Source organism: Veillonella sp. R32, assembly GCF_010093125.1.
Classification (GTDB): domain Bacteria; phylum Bacillota; class Negativicutes; order Veillonellales; family Veillonellaceae; genus Veillonella_A.
Genome location: NZ_NMZQ01000003.1, coordinates 60,463 through 78,002, shown reverse-complemented (window position 1 = coordinate 78,002; position 17,540 = coordinate 60,463). Strand labels below are relative to the sequence as shown.

The following is a 17,540-nucleotide window of genomic DNA, read 5'->3' as shown; positions in this document are numbered from 1 at the left end:
TTGTGCCCATTTGGGCAGTCCATGCCAGATGCAGGAGGTTTTCTATGATTAAAAATGCACTTATCAGTGTGTCCGATAAAACAGGTATTGTGGAATTTGCTAAATCTTTAGCTGCTTTAGGCGTAACTATTTACTCGACTGGTGGTACTTTCCGTACCTTAGCTGAAGCAGGCGTAGCAGTTCATCAAGTGGATGAATTGACGAAGTTCCCTGAAATGATGGATGGCCGTGTGAAAACATTGCATCCTATGGTGCATGGTGGTATTTTAGCGGTTCGTGATAATGCTGAGCATGTAAAGGCTATGACAGATTATGGTATTCAGCCTTTAGATTTACTGGTTGTCAACCTCTATCCCTTCCGTGAAACCATTGCAAAACCTAATGTAGCACTAGAAGAAGCGATTGAAAACATTGATATTGGTGGTCCTACGATGGTTCGTTCAGCGGCGAAGAATAATGCTTATGTAGGGATTGTAGTTAATCCTGAACGGTATGAGGAAGTTATTACTCGTTTGCAAGCTGATGGTGATTTAGGGCGTGAATTCCGTTTTGCTTTGGCGAAAGAAGCTTTTGCGCATACGGCGGCTTACGACACGGCTATTGCCAATTATTTTAGTGAACAATTAGGGCAGACGCCATTCCCACCAGAATATTTACAGGCCTATGAAAAAGTAGCAGACCTTCGCTATGGTGAAAATCCGCATCAAAAAGCTGCTTTTTATAAAGAAATTGGTGAAGCTACCGGTATGGGCGCTATGAAACAGCTTCATGGGAAAGAATTATCTTACAATAATATTGTTGATATGGAAGCCGCTTGGAATATGGTGTGGGAATTTGAAGAACCTGCTGCTTGTATTATTAAACATACGAACCCTTGTGGCGCAGCTATTGGTGCTAATTTAGCGGAAGCATATGTTAAGGCGTATGAAGCCGATTCTGTATCGGCCTTTGGTGGCATTGTAGCGCTGAATCGAGAAGTGGACGAAGCTACGGCTACTGAAATGAGTAAAATCTTCTTAGAAGTGATTATGGCCCCTAAATTTTCTGCTAAAGCCCTTACTATTTTAGAAGCTAAGAAAAATATTCGCCTCATTGAATTGGCAAAACCAGCCGCTGATCAAGTGGTTGTGAAAAAAGTATCGGGTGGTTTATTAGTACAGACGGAAGATGATTTGCGAGAAGATGAAACGTCTTATACAGTAGTGACGAAAGTACAACCTACCAAAGAACAATGGGATGCGCTTCGTTTTGCTTGGAAACTTGTGAAACATGTAAAATCTAATGCTATTTTAATTGCTAAAGATAACCAGACTTTAGGCGTTGGGGCTGGTCAGATGAACCGTGTAGGAGCCGCTAAAATTGCTCTTGAAGAAGCCGGTGAAAAGGCACAAGGTGCTGTCTTGGCTTCTGATGCTTTCTTCCCCTTTGGTGATACGGTAGCGACAGCCGCTGAACATGGCATTAAGGCCATTATTCAACCAGGTGGCTCTATCCGTGATGAAGAATCCATTGCCAAAGCAGATGAAGCGGGCATTGCCATGGTATTTACCCATGTACGTCATTTTAAACACTAATTGACCCAAGGAGGATATATGAAAGTTTGCGTAATTGGATCGGGTGGTCGTGAGCATACTTTAGTCTGGAAATTAGCTCAAAGTGCGTCAGTTGATAGCGTGTATGCTTTGCCTGGTAGTCAAGCTATGGCCGATGTGGCGACTTGTGTAGCCTTAGATTGGCAAAATTTTGATGAAGTAGTAGCGTTTTTACAAAAAGAACATATTGAATTAGTGGTTATCGGTCCAGAAGCACCGTTGGTAGCTGGACTTGCTGATGTGGTGCGTGCTGCTGGCATAGCTGTATTTGGTCCATCTAAAGCAGCAGCCCAATTGGAAGGGTCAAAAGTCTTTGCCAAAGACTTGATGAAAAAATATAATATTCCTACGGCAGCTTATGGTGTATTCTCCGATGTTAATAAGGCGAATGCTTTTATTGATGAAACAGGGGCGCCTATTGTGATTAAGGCAGATGGTCTAGCTGCTGGTAAGGGCGTAGTCGTAGCTATGACTGTGGCGGAAGCGAAAGCAGCGGTAGCTGATATGCTATCTGCGAATCGTTTTGGCGATGCAGGGCATACCGTAGTGATTGAGGAATTTATGGCTGGGGAAGAAGCATCTTTATTAGCCTTTGTCGATGGGACGACTGTGGTGCCGATGATTTCTTCGCAGGATCATAAGCGTATTTTTGATGGTGATAAGGGCCCTAATACGGGTGGCATGGGGACGTATGCGCCTGCACCGGTAATGACTAAGGATTTACTTGACGAAGCGTATCATACAATTTTAGTGCCTATGGTACAGGCTATGAAAGCGGAAGGCATGCCCTATGTAGGTTGTTTATATGCAGGTCTTATGATTACGCCAGAAGGGCCTAAAGTAGTGGAATTTAATGCCCGTTTTGGTGACCCAGAAACGCAGGTTGTTTTACCTTTATTAGCTAGTGATTTAGGCCAGATTATGCTCGCTTGTGCTACGGGCCAGTTGACAGCTGATATGGTGAGCTGGCAAGCCGGTAGTGCTGCTTGTGTTATTTTAGCCTCTAAAGGCTATCCTGAGACCTCTCATAAAGGTGATGTAATTGAGGGGGATTTACAGTTCACTGACAATACCTTAATATTCCATTCGGGGACTAGTTTTAATAATGGTCATTTTGAAACGGCTGGTGGTCGCGTATTAGGGATTGTTGGGCTTGGTAAGGACTTACAAAGTGCATTGGATGTAGCCTATGGTCGTGTGCGTAACGTTCGCTTTGAAGGTTGTCAGTATCGTAAAGATATTGGACAAAAGGCATTTGCTCATTTAGTTTAAAATTCAGCGATTTGTGAAGTATTAAATCAAAATATTTACGCTTATTGAAAAATAGGTGTATAATAGAGACAGAATTTGTCTATTTTGAGTAGTATATGATAGGCCAATGAAGCGGGGCGTGATAGTATGGCGTTATATAAAAATCTTAAACGAGTTCGTATGAGGACCGGTAAAAGTCAATTAGAAGTAGCTAATAGTGTGGGTATTAGTAATGCTGCTTTATCCAATTATGAAACTGGATACCGTGAGCCTGATTTGGAAACGTTAAAGCAATTAGCCGTATATTATGGTGTGTCCTTAGATGAATTGGCTGAGGTCAAACCTAGTTTGCCTCCAGTCTACGACTTATGGGCTGTTATCAAAAACAAGGAAGTTGCCTTTAATGGCAAACACTATGCCTTGAAGCCTTCACAGCGCCAGCAGTTGCGTAAACAGTTGGCCACATTTTTTGAGAAATACGACCCTGTAGTCGAAAAACCAAAGAAGTAAGGTAACCGTAAATAACAGAATAAGTAAACCGGTATGCTATTGCTTAGCAATGACGTGCCAACAGATTAGTAATGAATACATAAATGTAAGTAGTAAGTTGTGTAAATGTTATGTATGAATTAAAATAGGCGAAATACTAAAAAGGAGCTATACCCCTCGGCTTAGCCGTGAGGGATAGCTCCTTTTTGGTTGGTTACGATTACATCATAAAGTAATTGTTGTGCCTGGATCAACAACGAGGCCTTTTTGATTGTGCTTAGTTTCCAGCTGTTTTACATATTCATAAGGATCCTTGTCAATCACGGGCCACGTTTTATAGTGGATAGGAATAGTTACTTTGGCTTTAATTAAGGAAGCGGCTAGTAAGGCATCTTCGACGCCCATGGTGAAATTATCACCAATTGGTAAGAGGGCATAATCAATGTCACCAAAGCGATTTAAGTATTGCATATCGCTAAAGAAGGCTGTATCGCCAGCGAAATAAATGGTTTTACCATAAAAGTTGAAGATAACACCCGCTGCATGACCGCCAGGGATGCCTGCTCCGTGGAAGGCCGGGGTGAGGCGAACGGAACCAAATTCAAAATCAAATTTACCACCTAGATGCATAGCGTGAGCTCTTAAGCCTGCTTCTTCAGCTTTGTGAGCTACTTCAGCAGTAGAAATAAGCAAAGCATCATTAGCTTTACCAATGGTATCGGCATCGCCATAATGATCGCCATGGCCATGGCTAACAAAAATATATTGACAGTGAATGTCCTCTGGTTTAGCTATTTCCCAAGTATTGCCGTTAAAGAATGGATCACAGACGATGGATACATCGCCATTGCTGAGTAAAAACGTGGAATGACCATAATATGTTAATGTAACTGCCATAAGATGCCTCCTTGTGATTAAAATATTAGACTACTTATATATTTAATGATACCATAGAATGAGATTGAAATATATAGATTACATATGATGAGGATAACTATGGAATTAACCCATTTTGATGAAGCAGGCAATGCTCGTATGGTAGATGTGAGTGATAAAGCTGTGACAACTCGCGTGGCAGTAGCGGAAGGTTTTATTACCGTAAATGAAGAAATTTATAAACGTATAGAAGCGGGGACGTTGAAAAAAGGTGATGTATTGGCAGTGGCTCAATTAGCAGCGATTATGGGGGCTAAGCAGACGGCCAATCTCATTCCCCTATGTCATCCCTTAAGCTTAAGTAAGGTGGCTGTTATTTGTGAGCTAGACGTCGCTAAACAGGCGGTGCGCATTGAGGCGACTGTTAAAACAACGGGACAAACAGGTGTAGAAATGGAAGCGTTGACAGCCGTGCAAGTAGGGTTGCTAACAGTTTATGATATGTGCAAAGCTATTGATAAGACAATGGTTATAGGACCGGTGTATTTAGTGGAAAAATCAGGCGGTAAGAGTGGTCACTTTGTTAATGATACGCTAGCGTCCCGCTAAATTGAGTAGCCCTTTAGGAGTAAATGGAGTATCTCCTTAAAAGTATCTCCTTAGGGGGAATTTGTGTAGGGTCTTAGGACTTAATTGAGTAGAGCCTTAGGGCTTTTTGAGAAAAGACTTGAAGCCCTCTCCAGAATTAGGTAAAATAAGATGTTAGACTAAATAGTAAAAAGAAGGATGACTTATGGAAATAGTATTAGTAGAACCAGAAATTCCTGGTAATACAGGAAATATTGCGCGCCTTTGTGCAGCCAATCATATGACACTTCATCTAGTAAAACCTTTGGGGTTTAAACTAGAAGATAAATATTTGAAACGGGCTGGTCTAGATTATTGGCACTTAGTAGATGTTCAGGTCCATGAAAATTTACAAGAAGTGTATGCTAAATATCCTGATCGTCGATATTTCTATGCCACTACTAAGGCAAAACATACCTATGCCGAAGTGCAGTATGAAATTGGCGATATGTTAGTGTTTGGTAAGGAAACCAAAGGATTACCGGAAGATTTGTTGGCTGCTAATTATGAGCAAACCATTCGCATTCCTATGATTGAAGAAGCACGTTCTTTGAACTTATCCAATTCAGTAGCTATTATTGCTTATGAAGCAATGCGGCAATTGAATTTTCCAGATTTAAAAAATTTAGGTCATTTAACGATGAAAGGTGGTAATTAAATCCATGAATTACGACAAAGCGTATGAATTACAAAAAGCAATGCGTGAAAGCGAAGAGTACAAAGCTTTAATGGAAGCACAGGCAGCTGTTGAAAGTGATGCAACGGCTAAAGGCTTAATTGAACAATTCTTAATGCAACAGATGCAGTGGGAATACGCTAAAATGGCCGAAGCGCCTGAAGCGGAAGAAATTGGTAAAAAATTAGAAGAATTAATGCCTATGATTCAAGCAAACTCTGGAGCGCAAACTTATTTGCAAGCCCATGTACGTTGGACACAAGTATCCAATGATGTATATCGTATCATTAGTGAACCTATTACAGAAGGAATGAAAATTCTTGAAAAAGCTAAACAGTAATTTACAAGCGTTATATGCTGATTTACAGCATATTGTACCGGCTACGGCCCTGCGTTGTGAAGAACCACTAGCTGCTCATACGACTTTTAAAATTGGTGGCCCAGCCGATATTTTTGTAACACCTCAGACGATGCATGAATTGAGCCAAGTGTTAGCAGCCATTCATAAAGCACAGGTGCCGCTTACTATTTTAGGCAGTGGCTCTAATGTGCTAGTATTAGACGGCGGAATTCGTGGCGTAGTATTATCTCTTAGTGAGATGAAAGAAACTATGGCTGCTATCGATAGTATTATGACAGTTAGCGCAGGGTATATGTTAAAAGATGCGTCTGAATTTGCTTATGCTGCTGGTTTAACAGGCCTAGAATTTGCTATTGGCATTCCTGGTACCCTAGGGGGCGCTGTCTTTATGAACGCTGGTGCTTATGGCGGTGAAATGTGTCAAATCGTCACTAAGGTGCGGGCCGTAGATATGACGGGACATATTAATGAATATACCGCCGAAGAATTGGCCTTTGCCTATCGTCATAGTCGTTTCCATGAAAGTCATGAAATTATTGGCGAAGTGGATATTACCTTACAGGCTGGTGATAAAGATACGATTCTAGCTACTATGGAAGATTTGACGCAGCGCCGTGAAAGTAAACAGCCATTAGAATACGCTAGTGCCGGTTCGACGTTCAAGCGGCCACCTGGCTATTTTGCAGGCACCTTGATTGAACAGACGGGCTTAAAGGGCTTGGCCGTAGGAGATGCAGAAGTGTCGCAAAAGCATGCAGGCTTTGTAATCAATAAGGGCCGCGCATCAGCCAAAGATGTACTGGATTTAATTCATAATGTACAAGCCCGTGTAGCCGAAGCGCATGGTGTTAATTTAGAAACGGAAGTGCGCATTATTGGGGAAGAGTAAATCCAACTAAATTATTAGAAATAGTGGTTGACAGGCTACTGTTAAATCACGTATAATATTTCGGTAAGCATTTGTATCTTATTCCATTAGCCCCGGAAAGAGAGCAGGATGCTTTTTGGTAAAGTAGTCGTTATGAGGAGGAATTAGCAGCATGAAAACTACATATATGGCCAATCCGAACACTGTTGAACGGAAATGGTATGTTGTTGACGCTGAAGGTAAAACTTTAGGACGCCTTGCTGCCGAAGTAGCTAAAGTTCTTCGGGGCAAAAATAAACCGACTTTCACACCACACGTTGACACTGGTGACCACGTTATCGTAATCAACGCTGAGAAAGTTCGTTTCACAGGTAAAAAATTAACTCAGAAAATATATTTCCGCCATTCTGGTTACCCAGGTGGTTCCCGTTTCGTTACTCTTGGTAACATGTTGGAAAAACATCCAGAACGCGTTGTGGAAATGGCAGTTCGTGGGATGCTTCCTAAGAACAAACTAGGCGCTCAAATTTATCGCAAATTGAACGTTTACGCTGGTTCTGAACATCCACATGCAGCTCAGAAACCTGAAGTTTTGGAATTTGATATTCGGTAATTACCGGGAGGAGGAACATTTACATGGCAGTAGCTCAGTACTACGGTACAGGTCGTAGAAAATCTTCCGTTGCCAGAGTTCGTCTGGTACCGGGCACAGGTAAAATTGTAATCAATAAACGTGATCTTAGCGATTACTTTGGTCGTAAGACTTTGGAATTAATCGTAAAACAACCGCTTAACCTTACTGGTACGGTTGAACAATATGATGTTATCGCTGACGTTGCTGGTGGTGGCCCATCTGGTCAAGCTGGTGCAATTCGTCACGGTATCTCCCGTGCTTTATTAGGTGTTGACGGTGAACTTCGTCAATCTCTTAAAAAAGCTGGTTTCTTAACTCGTGACCCACGTATGAAAGAACGTAAAAAATACGGTCTTAAAAAAGCTCGTAAAGCGTCTCAGTTCTCGAAACGTTAATATTACAAATGGCAACCCTACAAACCTCTGGTTTGTGGGGTTTTTTTTACCTATCTGCTTTAAATTGGGGGAGTTAGCAAAGCGTAGCCTACAGGTAGTCTACAAAAAGGTTACAAGTAGGTTACAAATTACTAGAAAAAAGACATTATGATATAATAGAAAATAATTACACTTAACAAAGGATACACATAGGGGAGGTTTTACTATGCAGGCCAACGAATTAGTAGCTTTACAAAATTTAACACAGGCACAACGTGACTATGTATTATTAAAAATGACCAGTCAAAAAGACACAGGCATGGCATATTTATGGTGGTTTATTTTTGGAGTGCATTATTTTTATCTTAGAAAACCAATTATTAACTTGTTGTATTGGGTAACGGCTAGTGGCTTTGGTATTTGGGGGATTATTGACTTGTTCCGTATTCCTGGCATGGTACGCCGTTTTAATGAAAAAATGCTAAAAGAAGCCATTTTGGAAGCTCAAAACTTATATCCTGATGACAGCGAATAAATTGACATATAGCTCCTTAAAATCCTATTGATTTTATATCGATATAATTCTATAATAATGTTACAAGTGTAATATTTTATTATATTACTAAAGTTTCAGAAAAGAGGAGATATTATGAAAAAACGTGCGTTATTATTAGCAGCTGTAGCAGCTTGCGTAACATCCGCAGCTTTTGCTACACCACAAACTCAATGGCAAGAAGGCCAATGGCAAGTTGATTTAGGGGCTTGGAATGTAGAAGCTAGTGCTGATTCTGACAAATTACTTGGTGAAGGTGGCAATGTAACAACGGATGACAAATGGAACTTCCAAGGTGGTCTTACATATGGTTTAACTGATCGTTGGGCTTTACAGTATAACTACTATGGCTTAAAATCTGATGGTAACAATGAAACTGGAGATATTGGTACAGATGGTAATAGCCAAGAAGTAAATGCGATTTATTCCTTAAATAAAAACTTTGCTGTTTATGGTGGTTGGAACCGCATTGACAACAAACTTAAATTTGAAGGAGAAACTGTTTCTCAGAAAAACAATGTAGCTCAAATTGGTATTATTGCTAAAGCACCTTTAACTGACAAATTGGATGTATATGGTAAAGCAGCTATTGGTACTAAAAATACAACAATTTGGGAAGCTGGTCTAGGTTATAGCATTACCCCTGATTTAGATGTAAATGCAGGCTATCGCTATGTTAATACTAAGTTAGCTGATAAAGGTGATTATGATATTGTAGCTGATGATGCTAATATTAGCTACAAAGGCTTCATTGCTGGTCTTTCTTATCGTTTTGGTGGCGGTCATGAAGAAGCTCCAGAATCTACGCCAGCTCCAGTATATACACCACAGCCACAACCTCAAGCAGTGCCTGTAGTACAGCAAGCGGCAGTACCTCGTAATGACTACTATTTAGAAAGCGTTCACTTCGGCTCTGACGAAGATCAACCTCTTAATACCGAACAATCTAAATTAGATCATTTTGTACAGGTAGCTAAAGCTAACCCAACACATACTTTCAAATTAGTAGGTAATACAGATGCTAGAGGTACTGATAGCTATAATAACGCTCTTTCCCAACGCCGCGTTGACAATGTAGCTGCGTATGCACAAAGTCAAGGTGTACCAGCTTCTCAGTTAGTGCTTAACTATAAAGGTGAAAACAATCCAGTATCCACTAATGATACTGACCAAGGCCGTGCTGACAACCGTCGTGTAGATATTTGGGAAAATAAATAATTTATTTATCGGTAAAATATTTTACATTTTGTGTAATATGTGTTACACTAATTACCTCGGTAGGCAACATGTATCTTGGATACATGCGCAGGGGATTCCTCACAAAGGAATCCCTTTTTTGTTTATACATATATAACAAATTTGTTATATATAATGGGAGAAACTGGTATTATACGCTTTTCCAGCTATCTGCTATACTACGTAAGAGAGGTGATTGTTAATGAATATATTTGTAATTGTATTAGTTGCTTTTATGGCTGCTATTGGGCCATTAAGTACTGATATTTATTTACCGGGGTTACCGGAAATTGCAAGAGATTTAGGAACGACAGCATCAGGTGGCCAACTTAGTTTGACTGCCTGTTTTATTGGTTTAGCCCTAGGGCAGGTTTTGATTGGTCCTTGGAGTGATGGTATAGGTCGGCGTAGGCCCGTTATGGTGTCTTTTATGGGGTTTGCCTTGGCGTCTTTTTTATGTAGTACCGCTACGTCATTGCCCCTATTTTTATTGTGGCGATTCGTACAAGGTTTAGCTGGGGCTGGTTGTATTGTGCTGAGTCGTTCGATTGCTTGTGATACTCATAAGGGCAATGAATTGACACGTTTTATTTCTTTGTTAGTCTTGATTACATCCATTGTGCCAATTGCTGGGCCAGTTGTGGGTGGATTAATTCTGGAATACTGGAATTGGGGTGCTATTTTCTTATTATTAACCCTTTGTGGTTTTATAGGTGCGGTATGGGTTATGGCTAGCTTACCGGAAACGTTGCCCGTAGAAAAACGCTTACAAGGTGGGTTAAAAGAGTCCCTTCAAAATATGGGCGCTTTGTGGCGAAACAAAAACTATCGTGGTTATTTTTTAGTGCAGGGCTTTGCTTCCATGGGACTTTTTGGTTATATTGGAGCATCTCCTTTTATTATGGAAGGCCTATATGGCTTTACACCTACTCAATTTAGTATTTTCTTCGGTATTGGCTCTGGTTGTTTAGCTATAGGGGCCCAAGTATTTGGTCGCCTTAGTAAGAGCCTTGGTGAACATACTGTATTATGGTGGGGAAATGTAGGGGGGGCTATGTTAGGTATCGTTTTATTAGTCTTAGCCGCTATAGAGCCACATAGTCCTTGGTTTATTATGATAGCGTTAGCGCTCGTTATCTTTAGTTGTGGGTGTACCTTACCGCTTAGTTTCTCCTGTGCTATGAATGCGCATAAGGGGGTGGCTGGTAGTGCATCAGGTTGGTTAGGGGTTATTTCGTTCTTAGCCGGAGCCATAGCTTCACCACTCGTAGGGATTGGCGGGGGTCATACCATGTGGCCGTTAGCTATATTGGTGGTTGCTGAGCATGTGGCTTCTTTAGTCAGTATGAAAGCGCTGACGAGCAAAGTGGTGTAGCAAAATAGTATAGCAAAATAGACTATCTATTCTATGTACTGACGTTCTGTTATTAGAGCTAATTACATCTAATAATAGGGGGCTATGATAGGGAGAGGGATAGTCTATTTTTAATCATACTTTATTGACAGGAATTGCTTTACAGTGTAAAATGTAACACACATACATACATCTTTTGTGTGTTATATTTTTTTGTCAATTAATCCTATTTAAAAAGAAGGATTTAAAATTTATAGTTAAAAGAGGAGAGAGACTATGATTAAAGATAAATCAATTGAAGAAGCTAGAGCGGAGATTCATTTTACCCGTAAAATGAACGCTTGCCCTATTGACTTTTCACCATTTCAGTCCAGTAATCCACGGGCTATGGGGGAACAAAAAGAATATGAAGGACGGGATGCTTCTAATTTTAATCGCCGTCAAAAATATGCAGATCCAGAAGAACCTCAATTCACAACACCTTTTGGTGATGGGGAAGGGGAACTACCAGTAGAAGCAGGACGTTACCGTTTAATTTGGTCCCGTCACTGCCCTTGGGCAAACCGCGTGTCAATTGCCATTGACTATTTAGGTTTAGATAAAGTAATTTCTAAAGGTGTGGTAGATCCACTTCGTCCAGCTGGCGTTATTGGGGATTGGTTTTTTACCCTTGATGAAGGGGATGTAGATCCTGTTCTTAAAATTCATTCCCTAGGAGAAGCTTATCGCAAGGGTGATCCTAATTATGACCAACGTTCTACCGTACCTGCTATTGTAGACGTGCAAACAGGGGCTGTAGTTAATAATGACTATCATGTATTGACTACTGATATTGCTATGGCCTTCAAGGACTTGGCGGATCCTTCTGTACCAGATATTTATCCAGAAGATTTACGTGAAGACATTGATGCACTTAATGAAGTTATTTATGCTGACGTTAACTTGGCCGTTAATTTGGCTGCTATGGTTAATAATCAGAAAGATTACGAATTCTACTTTGACCGTATTTTCAATCGGTTAGATTGGTTAGAAGAACGTCTTGGTCGTATGCGTTACCTCATGGGGGATACGATTACCGATCCAGATATTCGTTTATTTGTAACGTTACAGCGTTTTGACCTTGTATTCTACCAAAAATACTTCGTAAATAAAAAACGCTTAGTCGATTATCCAAATCTTTGGAATTATGCGAAAGATTTATATTCCATTCCTGCCTTTGGCAACAATACGGACTTTGATTCTATGCGCAAACGTTTCTACTATGTAGACCATACGCCAATTGAAGATTTACCACGTTTGGTACCAAAAGGACCTGAGGATGCTATTTGGGCAGAACCAAATGACCGTGCTGAAAAATTTGCTAAATAAGAGGCTCGTATGAAAGGGATGGATGAAAATACGGCCACCATTGTGGAGTTAATTCGTACTACGGATATAACGGATCGTCCTGACTTGCTGAATTTAGCCAAAGTAGCCTTTATTGACTATATGGCCTCTACTTTAGCGGCTCGTAAGGAACCTAAAGTGGTAGCGTTAGCAGCACAAGTGGCCACGCGACGGCTGGCTACAGGCAATCAGAAATTAATTGGTCAACCTTATGAAACGGCGCCTGAGTATACAGCGTTTTTCAATGGCTTTTGCTCGCATTATTTAGACTACGATGATGCGCAGGCTAATATTGCTGGTCATTTCAGTACCGTATTATTTTCGGTTTTATTGGCTGTGGCAAAGCCTACTAATACAGTTCTAGATATTCTGACTGCTTACGTAGTAGGGGCCGAATTAGAAGGTTTATTAGGTGCTTATTTAAATCCGAATCATAAGGTAGCTGGTTGGGCCCCTTAGGTGGGGCCGCAGCGCTAGCTAAATTGGCGAAATTAGAGGCTAGTGAAACGGCACAATTATTATCCTTAGCGGGCACACAGTCGGCGGGGATGGGCTTTGAAACTGGTTCCGATACGAAACCGCTTCATGCAGGCTTAGCCGCTCGCAATGCAGTATTTGCTTTTTGGTTATTGCAAAATACGAAGCTTACGGCGAATCAAAATGTATTTAATAATGAAACTGGCTGGCTCAATACCTTTGGTCAAGTAGCGCTTACGCCTGCTGAATGGCGATCTCAGTGGCTACAGCCGGGGCAGATTAAAGAGCCTGGTTTGTGGATGAAATTACATCCTTATTGTTCAGCAGCGATTTGTGGCGTTTCAGCTTGTAAGACGATTCGTGAAGAACAATTAGTGCCACAAGGCTATGGTTGGGCTGATATTAAAGAGGTTATTTTCCATTTTCCGCCTAAGGCCGATACGGCTCTTCGCTATAAGGCCCCTCAAAGTGGGCAAGAAGGACGTTTTTCTATGGAGTTTGTAGGTTGGCAAATGTTAGCTTTAGGCTATATTGATGATGAACTATTTAAAGCGCCAACAGTGCCAGAAGCCTTTACTAAAGCTATTTCAGAAGGTCGTTTCAGACGGAGCCCGGATTTGCCAGCCGTGGCCAAAGATGTACGCATCATACAAGTGACGGTTCGCTTGCAAGATGGCACTGAATTTAGTTACACCGAAGCGGCACCATTAGGTTCACCGCATAATCCTTTTACGGCGGATTTGCTAGCGACTAAACTGGCTAACGCAACTTCGGCGGAATTTAGTCAGACTGTATTGGCTGCTATTAAAGAGTGGCCTAAGGGAACGATGGCAGCTGTGTTAGAACAGCTGTAATTGTAAAATATAATATATATTGTGAAAAGAGATGAGGAAATACAATGAATTTTAAAAAATATTGGAAACGCGCTGCCTTATTAGGCACTTTAGTTCTTGCTTTAGGTGTTGTAGCTGGTTGTGGCGGTGATGATAGCGCCGACAAAGCGACGGCATCCAACCCTGATGCTAAAGTGGTGAATGTAGCCACTCGTGGTACCTCTAAGCCATTTTCTTATACGAACGATGATGGCACGTTAACTGGTTATGATGTAGAAATTTTGAAAGAAGTGGAACGTCGTGACCCTAGTTTGAAATTTAACTTTAAACCAATGGCTGTAGATGCTGCTTTCGTAGCTATGGATGCAGGTCAAGTGGATATGATTGCGAACCAAATGCGTAATAACCCACAGCGAGCGGCTAAATATATTTATACAAAAGAAATTAACAACTATACAGTTCGTAAATTAGTTGTTAAAAAAGGTCGTACTGATATTCACTCCTTAAAAGATTTAGAAGGGAAAACCGTAGCTGCTACGACTAACTCTGAGTTTGTAGATTTATTAAAACAATATAACGAAACGGCGACCACACCAATTAACATTATCTATACTGATAAAGGTACTGTAGAAACTTTGAATTTAGTAGCCACTGGTCGTGCTGATGCGGCTGGCGAATATGAATACATGGTAACAACAGCACAAAAAGATCGTAACTTACCAGTTGAAGCGGTAGGTGACACATTAACAGATGTGCCAACCTATTTCTTACTTCGTAAAGACCCTGAAATGCAAAAAGTAGCCGATAAAATTGATGCACAAGTGAAAGCAATGCGTGAAGATGGTACACTTAAAAAATTATCTGAGCAGTATTTAGGTGGCGATTACACCGTAGAGCCAGCCAAGAAATAATCGTTAATGGAGGCAGTAATATGGGACAGTATTTTGACGTAGCCTATATGGTGAAGTCCTTTCCAATCCTATTAACATCGCTCAATATAACCTTAACAATTACGATTGTGGCAACTATTTTAGGCATCCTCTTAGGATGCCTAATCGCCATTGCCCGTGTTAATCGAGTGCCTGTTTTAAGACAGGCACTTACTGTTTATGTCTCTTTTATGCGGGGTACACCTTTTTTAGTACAACTCTTTTTGATTTATTTTGGAGTACCAGAAATTTTGAGTCATATGGGCATTAGTACCAAAAATGTGCCTGGTTTGTTATTTGTTATCGTTGTATTTACGTTACATATAGGGGCGTATAGTTCTGAAATTCTGCGTAGTAGCATTCAAGCAGTAGCACAAGGTGAAAAAGAAGCGGCTATGAGCTTGGGAATGACGAGCTTTCAAAGCTATCGTCGGGTCATTTTACCACAGGCCTTTACTATGGCCATTCCGCCCCTCATTAATGGTGTGATTGGCATGATGAAAGGAACTTCGTTAATTTTCATCGTAGGCGTAGTAGACATTATGCGCCGTGCTGATTTGATGGGTGCTAACTCACAGCGAAGTTTAGAACTCTTTGTGGATGTAGCCATTATTTATGGTATGTTAGTATTGATTATTTCGTTAATTGGGCGGTTCTTAGAGCGTCGTTACTCCATTAGTGAACGAGTAGGACGGCATACAGTAGCACGCACCGTAGCAAGTAAGGGGTGAGGCACATGGAATCAACCAGTATAATTAGTTTTCAATATATAAGCGGGACTTTTTGGTATGTCCTAGGCTATGTAAAAGTAACCTTGTGGCTTACCTTTGCTAGCGTTGGGTTTGGTATTTTGCTAGGTCTTATTAGTTCGGTGGCACAACTTAATCGCATTCCCGTGCTTAGCCAGTTGGCTGATGTGTTTGTCATCGTTTGTCGTAGCCTGCCAAACATGGTGCTTTTGTATTTAGTCTATTACGGCCTGCCTATTTTGTTCTTAGCCTTAGAAGATCAAACTGGCGTGCATGTACCCTATGAAAAAGTACCGGCTTCGCTAGTTGCTGTTGTGGGCTTAACCTTACATACAGGGGCTTATTTGAGTGAAATTTTCCGCGCGGCCATTCAATCTGTGTCTAAGGGACAGGTGGAAGCAGCGTTAGCTATTGGCATGACTTGGGCACAAGCTTTTCGCCGGGTTGTATTACCACAGGCAGCTGTATTTGCCTTGCCTTTGTTTGCCAATCAGTTTTTAAATACTATGAAAAGTACTAGTATCGTTTTTGTTATTACGGTAGTGGAATTATTAGGGGCCGCCAAGCTGTATGTAGAAGATAATTCGGCGTATTTTGAAGCGTATATCGTGGTAGCGCTCATTTATTGGGGCCTAGGTATAGTTTTTGAATTTATCTTTGAACGACTAGAACATATGATGAGTAAATATAAGCGCGGCAATGCTGTGTAGTTAATTGAGATTAGAGGATTCTATGATAGAGATACAAAATGTAAGAAAATCCTTTGGGGACCGTGAAATTTTAAAAGGTATTGATATGACGGTGCCGACCGGTTCGGTGACCGTTATTTTAGGCCCGTCGGGGAGCGGTAAAACAACGTTTTTACGGACGCTTAACTTTTTAGAAAAAGCTGATGCTGGTCAGATGACCTTAAATGACATAACGGTAGATTTGCACAAGGCCTCAAAGAAGGAAATATTAAATATTCGTCGTCATACATCCATGGTATTTCAGATGTATAATCTGTTTTCTAATATGACAGCCCTTGAAAATGTTATGGAAGGGCTTGTGACGGTTAAGCATATGAAGCAATCAGAAGCTCGTGCCAAAGCGGAACAGTGCTTAGAAGCGGTAGGTATGAAAGGTTTTGAAGCGTATTATCCCGTGCAACTATCGGGGGGCCAACAACAGCGCGTGGGGATTGCTCGTGCCATTGCTATGGATCCAGCGGTCATTTTATTTGACGAACCGACGAGTGCCTTAGACCCTGAATTAGTGGGCGAAGTATTAGGGGCTATTAAGAATATTGCCCGTGAAATGCATGTTACCATGATTGTAGTGACTCATGAAATTGCCTTTGCTAAAGAAGTAGCCGACCAAGTTATTTTTATGGAGCAAGGCGTTATTGTGGAACAAGGCACTGCTAAAGAAGTGATTAGCAATCCACGAGAAGATCGGACACGACAATTCTTAAATCGCTATTTAGGGCAGTGGGAGGATTATGTAATATGAGTCAATTGCAAAATGCTCTAAATGTTCAAAAGGCTCAAAAGGCTCAAAATGCTCAAAATGCTCAAAATGCCCAAAATGCCCAAAATGCCCAAAAGGACCAAAAGGAGATTACCTATCGGCAACTTACTAAAGCGGATGGGCCGACCTATTATGAAGTCCTTCACGAAGGCTATGCTAGTAATTTAGATTATGGTGTGGATTTTTCGGCCAGTCATATGACGGAAGGGGACGTAACAGCTTGGGTAGAGATCCATCCTACATATGGTCTCTTTGTGGATGGCCAGTTGGCTAGTTCTATTACGTTGCGCATGCCTTGGGGGCCAAAGCCAGGACCGCGTGAATTTCCTCACATTGGCCACTTTGTAACGTCCCCTCGTTTTAAAAAGCAAGGCTATGCCAAACAGATGCTTCAATGGATAGAAACGGTGATTTTACGGGATCAACTGAAAGCACCCTTCGTTACCTTGGGCACCGCTGATACGCATCCTTGGCTAAAAGATATGTATTTGAGCCTTGGTTTCACTATTACGAAGGTGACTCAATTGCCTGGGCTAAGCCATCAAACAATTTATTTTGAAAAGAAAATATGTTAAGGAAGACTAGGTGTTAGCTAAAATTTATGGTATACTGCAGTGGGAGATAGTATTCTGTGGAAACTATACTCTATCTGACACACAATGCTTCATGTACATAGACAACAATTGGTCTCACCGTGTAGGGGCAATCTTTAGGATGTCCAATACAAGACGGGGAGGCTTAGTTTGACTATTTTCGGTGTTCGATG

At 41.1% G+C, this 17,540-nt stretch carries 22 protein-coding genes; 20 read left to right on the top strand and 2 right to left on the bottom strand.

Annotation, left to right across the window (positions count from 1 at the left end; translation table 11 throughout):
- Nucleotides 1–44 precede the first annotated feature (44 nt).
- The 3 genes from purH to VER_RS01045 all read left to right on the top strand — a co-directional run bounded on the left by purH (nt 45) and on the right by VER_RS01045 (nt 3,353).
- Nucleotides 45–1,574, top strand: coding sequence for a bifunctional phosphoribosylaminoimidazolecarboxamide formyltransferase/IMP cyclohydrolase (gene purH / locus VER_RS01055; RefSeq protein WP_162099039.1), 1,530 nt, complete (start codon nt 45–47; stop codon nt 1,572–1,574).
- Between the two features lie 18 nt (nt 1,575–1,592).
- Nucleotides 1,593–2,864, top strand: coding sequence for a phosphoribosylamine--glycine ligase (gene purD / locus VER_RS01050; RefSeq protein WP_162099038.1), 1,272 nt, complete (start codon nt 1,593–1,595; stop codon nt 2,862–2,864).
- Nucleotides 2,865–2,990: 126 nt separating this feature from the next.
- A complete protein-coding gene (locus VER_RS01045; RefSeq protein WP_162099037.1) occupies nt 2,991–3,353 on the top strand; it encodes a helix-turn-helix domain-containing protein in 363 nt (120 codons plus the stop codon).
- A 204-nt stretch (nt 3,354–3,557) separates the two neighbouring features.
- Here the strand turns inward: VER_RS01045 and VER_RS01040 are convergent, their stop codons facing one another.
- Nucleotides 3,558–4,229: a metal-dependent hydrolase gene (locus VER_RS01040; protein WP_162099036.1), complete on the bottom strand. Its 672-nt coding sequence runs from the start codon at nt 4,227–4,229 to the stop codon at nt 3,558–3,560.
- 99 nt (nt 4,230–4,328) lie between these two features.
- Between VER_RS01040 and moaC the strand changes: the two genes are divergently transcribed.
- From moaC to VER_RS00995, 9 genes are all read left to right on the top strand, one after another.
- Nucleotides 4,329–4,817 (top strand): cyclic pyranopterin monophosphate synthase MoaC, encoded by a 489-nt coding sequence (moaC, locus tag VER_RS01035; RefSeq protein WP_162099035.1) that lies wholly within the window; start codon nt 4,329–4,331, stop codon nt 4,815–4,817.
- 184 nt (nt 4,818–5,001) lie between these two features.
- A complete protein-coding gene (trmL, locus tag VER_RS01030) occupies nt 5,002–5,493 on the top strand; it encodes a tRNA (uridine(34)/cytosine(34)/5-carboxymethylaminomethyluridine(34)-2'-O)-methyltransferase TrmL (protein ID WP_162099034.1) in 492 nt (163 codons plus the stop codon).
- Nucleotides 5,494–5,497: 4 nt separating this feature from the next.
- Entirely contained in the window at nt 5,498–5,851 is a 354-nt protein-coding gene (locus VER_RS01025) for a YlbF family regulator (protein WP_162099033.1), read from the top strand.
- Complete coding sequence (gene murB, locus VER_RS01020) at nt 5,832–6,761, top strand: UDP-N-acetylmuramate dehydrogenase (RefSeq protein WP_162099032.1); 930 nt, start codon at nt 5,832–5,834, stop codon at nt 6,759–6,761. Before VER_RS01025 ends, murB begins: the two co-directional genes overlap by 20 nt.
- Before the next feature lie 151 nt (nt 6,762–6,912).
- On the top strand, nt 6,913–7,353 hold the full coding sequence (gene rplM, locus VER_RS01015; RefSeq protein ID WP_162099031.1) for a 50S ribosomal protein L13: 441 nt from the start codon (nt 6,913–6,915) through the stop codon (nt 7,351–7,353).
- Nucleotides 7,354–7,376: 23 nt separating this feature from the next.
- Nucleotides 7,377–7,769 carry a 30S ribosomal protein S9 gene (gene rpsI / locus VER_RS01010; protein ID WP_162099030.1) on the top strand — a complete coding sequence of 131 codons (393 nt, stop codon included), beginning with the start codon at nt 7,377–7,379 and terminating at the stop codon, nt 7,767–7,769.
- A 205-nt stretch (nt 7,770–7,974) separates the two neighbouring features.
- Entirely contained in the window at nt 7,975–8,283 is a 309-nt protein-coding gene (locus VER_RS01005; protein WP_162099029.1) for a TM2 domain-containing protein, read from the top strand.
- 114 nt (nt 8,284–8,397) lie between these two features.
- Nucleotides 8,398–9,519, top strand: a complete 1,122-nt coding sequence (locus tag VER_RS01000) for an outer membrane beta-barrel protein (RefSeq protein ID WP_202922097.1) — start codon at nt 8,398–8,400, stop codon at nt 9,517–9,519.
- A 220-nt stretch (nt 9,520–9,739) separates the two neighbouring features.
- Complete coding sequence (locus VER_RS00995; protein ID WP_162099028.1) at nt 9,740–10,912, top strand: multidrug effflux MFS transporter; 1,173 nt, start codon at nt 9,740–9,742, stop codon at nt 10,910–10,912.
- A 791-nt stretch (nt 10,913–11,703) separates the two neighbouring features.
- On the opposite strand, the gene VER_RS10495 is transcribed toward VER_RS00995, so the two are convergent.
- Complete coding sequence (locus VER_RS10495) at nt 11,704–11,769, bottom strand: hypothetical protein (RefSeq protein WP_370456460.1); 66 nt, start codon at nt 11,767–11,769, stop codon at nt 11,704–11,706.
- Nucleotides 11,770–11,854: 85 nt separating this feature from the next.
- Here VER_RS10495 and VER_RS10490 point away from each other — a divergent pair, with 85 nt between their 5' ends.
- The 8 genes from VER_RS10490 to VER_RS00960 are packed head-to-tail and all read left to right on the top strand — an operon-like array spanning nt 11,855 to nt 17,349.
- On the top strand, nt 11,855–12,259 hold the full coding sequence (locus VER_RS10490) for a glutathione S-transferase C-terminal domain-containing protein (protein WP_370456459.1): 405 nt from the start codon (nt 11,855–11,857) through the stop codon (nt 12,257–12,259).
- Between the two features lie 9 nt (nt 12,260–12,268).
- On the top strand, nt 12,269–12,736 hold the full coding sequence (locus VER_RS10285) for an MmgE/PrpD family protein (RefSeq protein WP_202922096.1): 468 nt from the start codon (nt 12,269–12,271) through the stop codon (nt 12,734–12,736).
- The gene (locus tag VER_RS00985) at nt 12,724–13,608 is read left to right on the top strand and encodes an MmgE/PrpD family protein (RefSeq protein ID WP_202922095.1); all 885 of its coding nucleotides are present in this window, start codon (nt 12,724–12,726) and stop codon (nt 13,606–13,608) included. The genes VER_RS10285 and VER_RS00985 overlap by 13 nt, the downstream gene beginning before the upstream one ends.
- Nucleotides 13,609–13,652: 44 nt before the next feature.
- Complete coding sequence (locus VER_RS00980) at nt 13,653–14,498, top strand: transporter substrate-binding domain-containing protein (protein WP_162099027.1); 846 nt, start codon at nt 13,653–13,655, stop codon at nt 14,496–14,498.
- Nucleotides 14,499–14,518: 20 nt separating this feature from the next.
- The gene (locus tag VER_RS00975) at nt 14,519–15,247 is read left to right on the top strand and encodes an amino acid ABC transporter permease (RefSeq protein ID WP_162099026.1); all 729 of its coding nucleotides are present in this window, start codon (nt 14,519–14,521) and stop codon (nt 15,245–15,247) included.
- Nucleotides 15,248–15,252: 5 nt separating this feature from the next.
- Complete coding sequence (locus VER_RS00970; RefSeq protein ID WP_162099025.1) at nt 15,253–15,975, top strand: amino acid ABC transporter permease; 723 nt, start codon at nt 15,253–15,255, stop codon at nt 15,973–15,975.
- A gap of 22 nt (nt 15,976–15,997) precedes the next feature.
- On the top strand, nt 15,998–16,756 hold the full coding sequence (locus VER_RS00965; protein ID WP_162099024.1) for an amino acid ABC transporter ATP-binding protein: 759 nt from the start codon (nt 15,998–16,000) through the stop codon (nt 16,754–16,756).
- On the top strand, nt 16,753–17,349 hold the full coding sequence (locus VER_RS00960; protein ID WP_162099023.1) for a GNAT family N-acetyltransferase: 597 nt from the start codon (nt 16,753–16,755) through the stop codon (nt 17,347–17,349). The genes VER_RS00965 and VER_RS00960 overlap by 4 nt, the downstream gene beginning before the upstream one ends.
- Nucleotides 17,350–17,540 lie beyond the last annotated feature (191 nt).

Bases quoted from the DNA above. Each gene is read 5' to 3' on its own strand.
- purH (WP_162099039.1), top strand. From the start codon at position 45: ATGATTAAAAATGCACTTATCAGTGTGTCCGATAAAACAGGTATTGTG.
- purD (WP_162099038.1), top strand. From the start codon at position 1,593: ATGAAAGTTTGCGTAATTGGATCGGGTGGTCGTGAGCATACTTTAGTC.
- VER_RS01045 (WP_162099037.1), top strand. From the start codon at position 2,991: ATGGCGTTATATAAAAATCTTAAACGAGTTCGTATGAGGACCGGTAAA.
- VER_RS01040 (WP_162099036.1), bottom strand. From the start codon at position 4,229: ATGGCAGTTACATTAACATATTATGGTCATTCCACGTTTTTACTCAGC.
- moaC (WP_162099035.1), top strand. From the start codon at position 4,329: ATGGAATTAACCCATTTTGATGAAGCAGGCAATGCTCGTATGGTAGAT.
- trmL (WP_162099034.1), top strand. From the start codon at position 5,002: ATGGAAATAGTATTAGTAGAACCAGAAATTCCTGGTAATACAGGAAAT.
- VER_RS01025 (WP_162099033.1), top strand. From the start codon at position 5,498: ATGAATTACGACAAAGCGTATGAATTACAAAAAGCAATGCGTGAAAGC.
- rplM (WP_162099031.1), top strand. From the start codon at position 6,913: ATGAAAACTACATATATGGCCAATCCGAACACTGTTGAACGGAAATGG.
- rpsI (WP_162099030.1), top strand. From the start codon at position 7,377: ATGGCAGTAGCTCAGTACTACGGTACAGGTCGTAGAAAATCTTCCGTT.
- VER_RS01005 (WP_162099029.1), top strand. From the start codon at position 7,975: ATGCAGGCCAACGAATTAGTAGCTTTACAAAATTTAACACAGGCACAA.
- VER_RS01000 (WP_202922097.1), top strand. From the start codon at position 8,398: ATGAAAAAACGTGCGTTATTATTAGCAGCTGTAGCAGCTTGCGTAACA.
- VER_RS00995 (WP_162099028.1), top strand. From the start codon at position 9,740: ATGAATATATTTGTAATTGTATTAGTTGCTTTTATGGCTGCTATTGGG.
- VER_RS10490 (WP_370456459.1), top strand. From the start codon at position 11,855: ATGGTTAATAATCAGAAAGATTACGAATTCTACTTTGACCGTATTTTC.
- VER_RS10285 (WP_202922096.1), top strand. From the start codon at position 12,269: ATGAAAGGGATGGATGAAAATACGGCCACCATTGTGGAGTTAATTCGT.
- VER_RS00980 (WP_162099027.1), top strand. From the start codon at position 13,653: ATGAATTTTAAAAAATATTGGAAACGCGCTGCCTTATTAGGCACTTTA.
- VER_RS00975 (WP_162099026.1), top strand. From the start codon at position 14,519: ATGGGACAGTATTTTGACGTAGCCTATATGGTGAAGTCCTTTCCAATC.
- VER_RS00970 (WP_162099025.1), top strand. From the start codon at position 15,253: ATGGAATCAACCAGTATAATTAGTTTTCAATATATAAGCGGGACTTTT.
- VER_RS00965 (WP_162099024.1), top strand. From the start codon at position 15,998: ATGATAGAGATACAAAATGTAAGAAAATCCTTTGGGGACCGTGAAATT.
- VER_RS00960 (WP_162099023.1), top strand. From the start codon at position 16,753: ATGAGTCAATTGCAAAATGCTCTAAATGTTCAAAAGGCTCAAAAGGCT.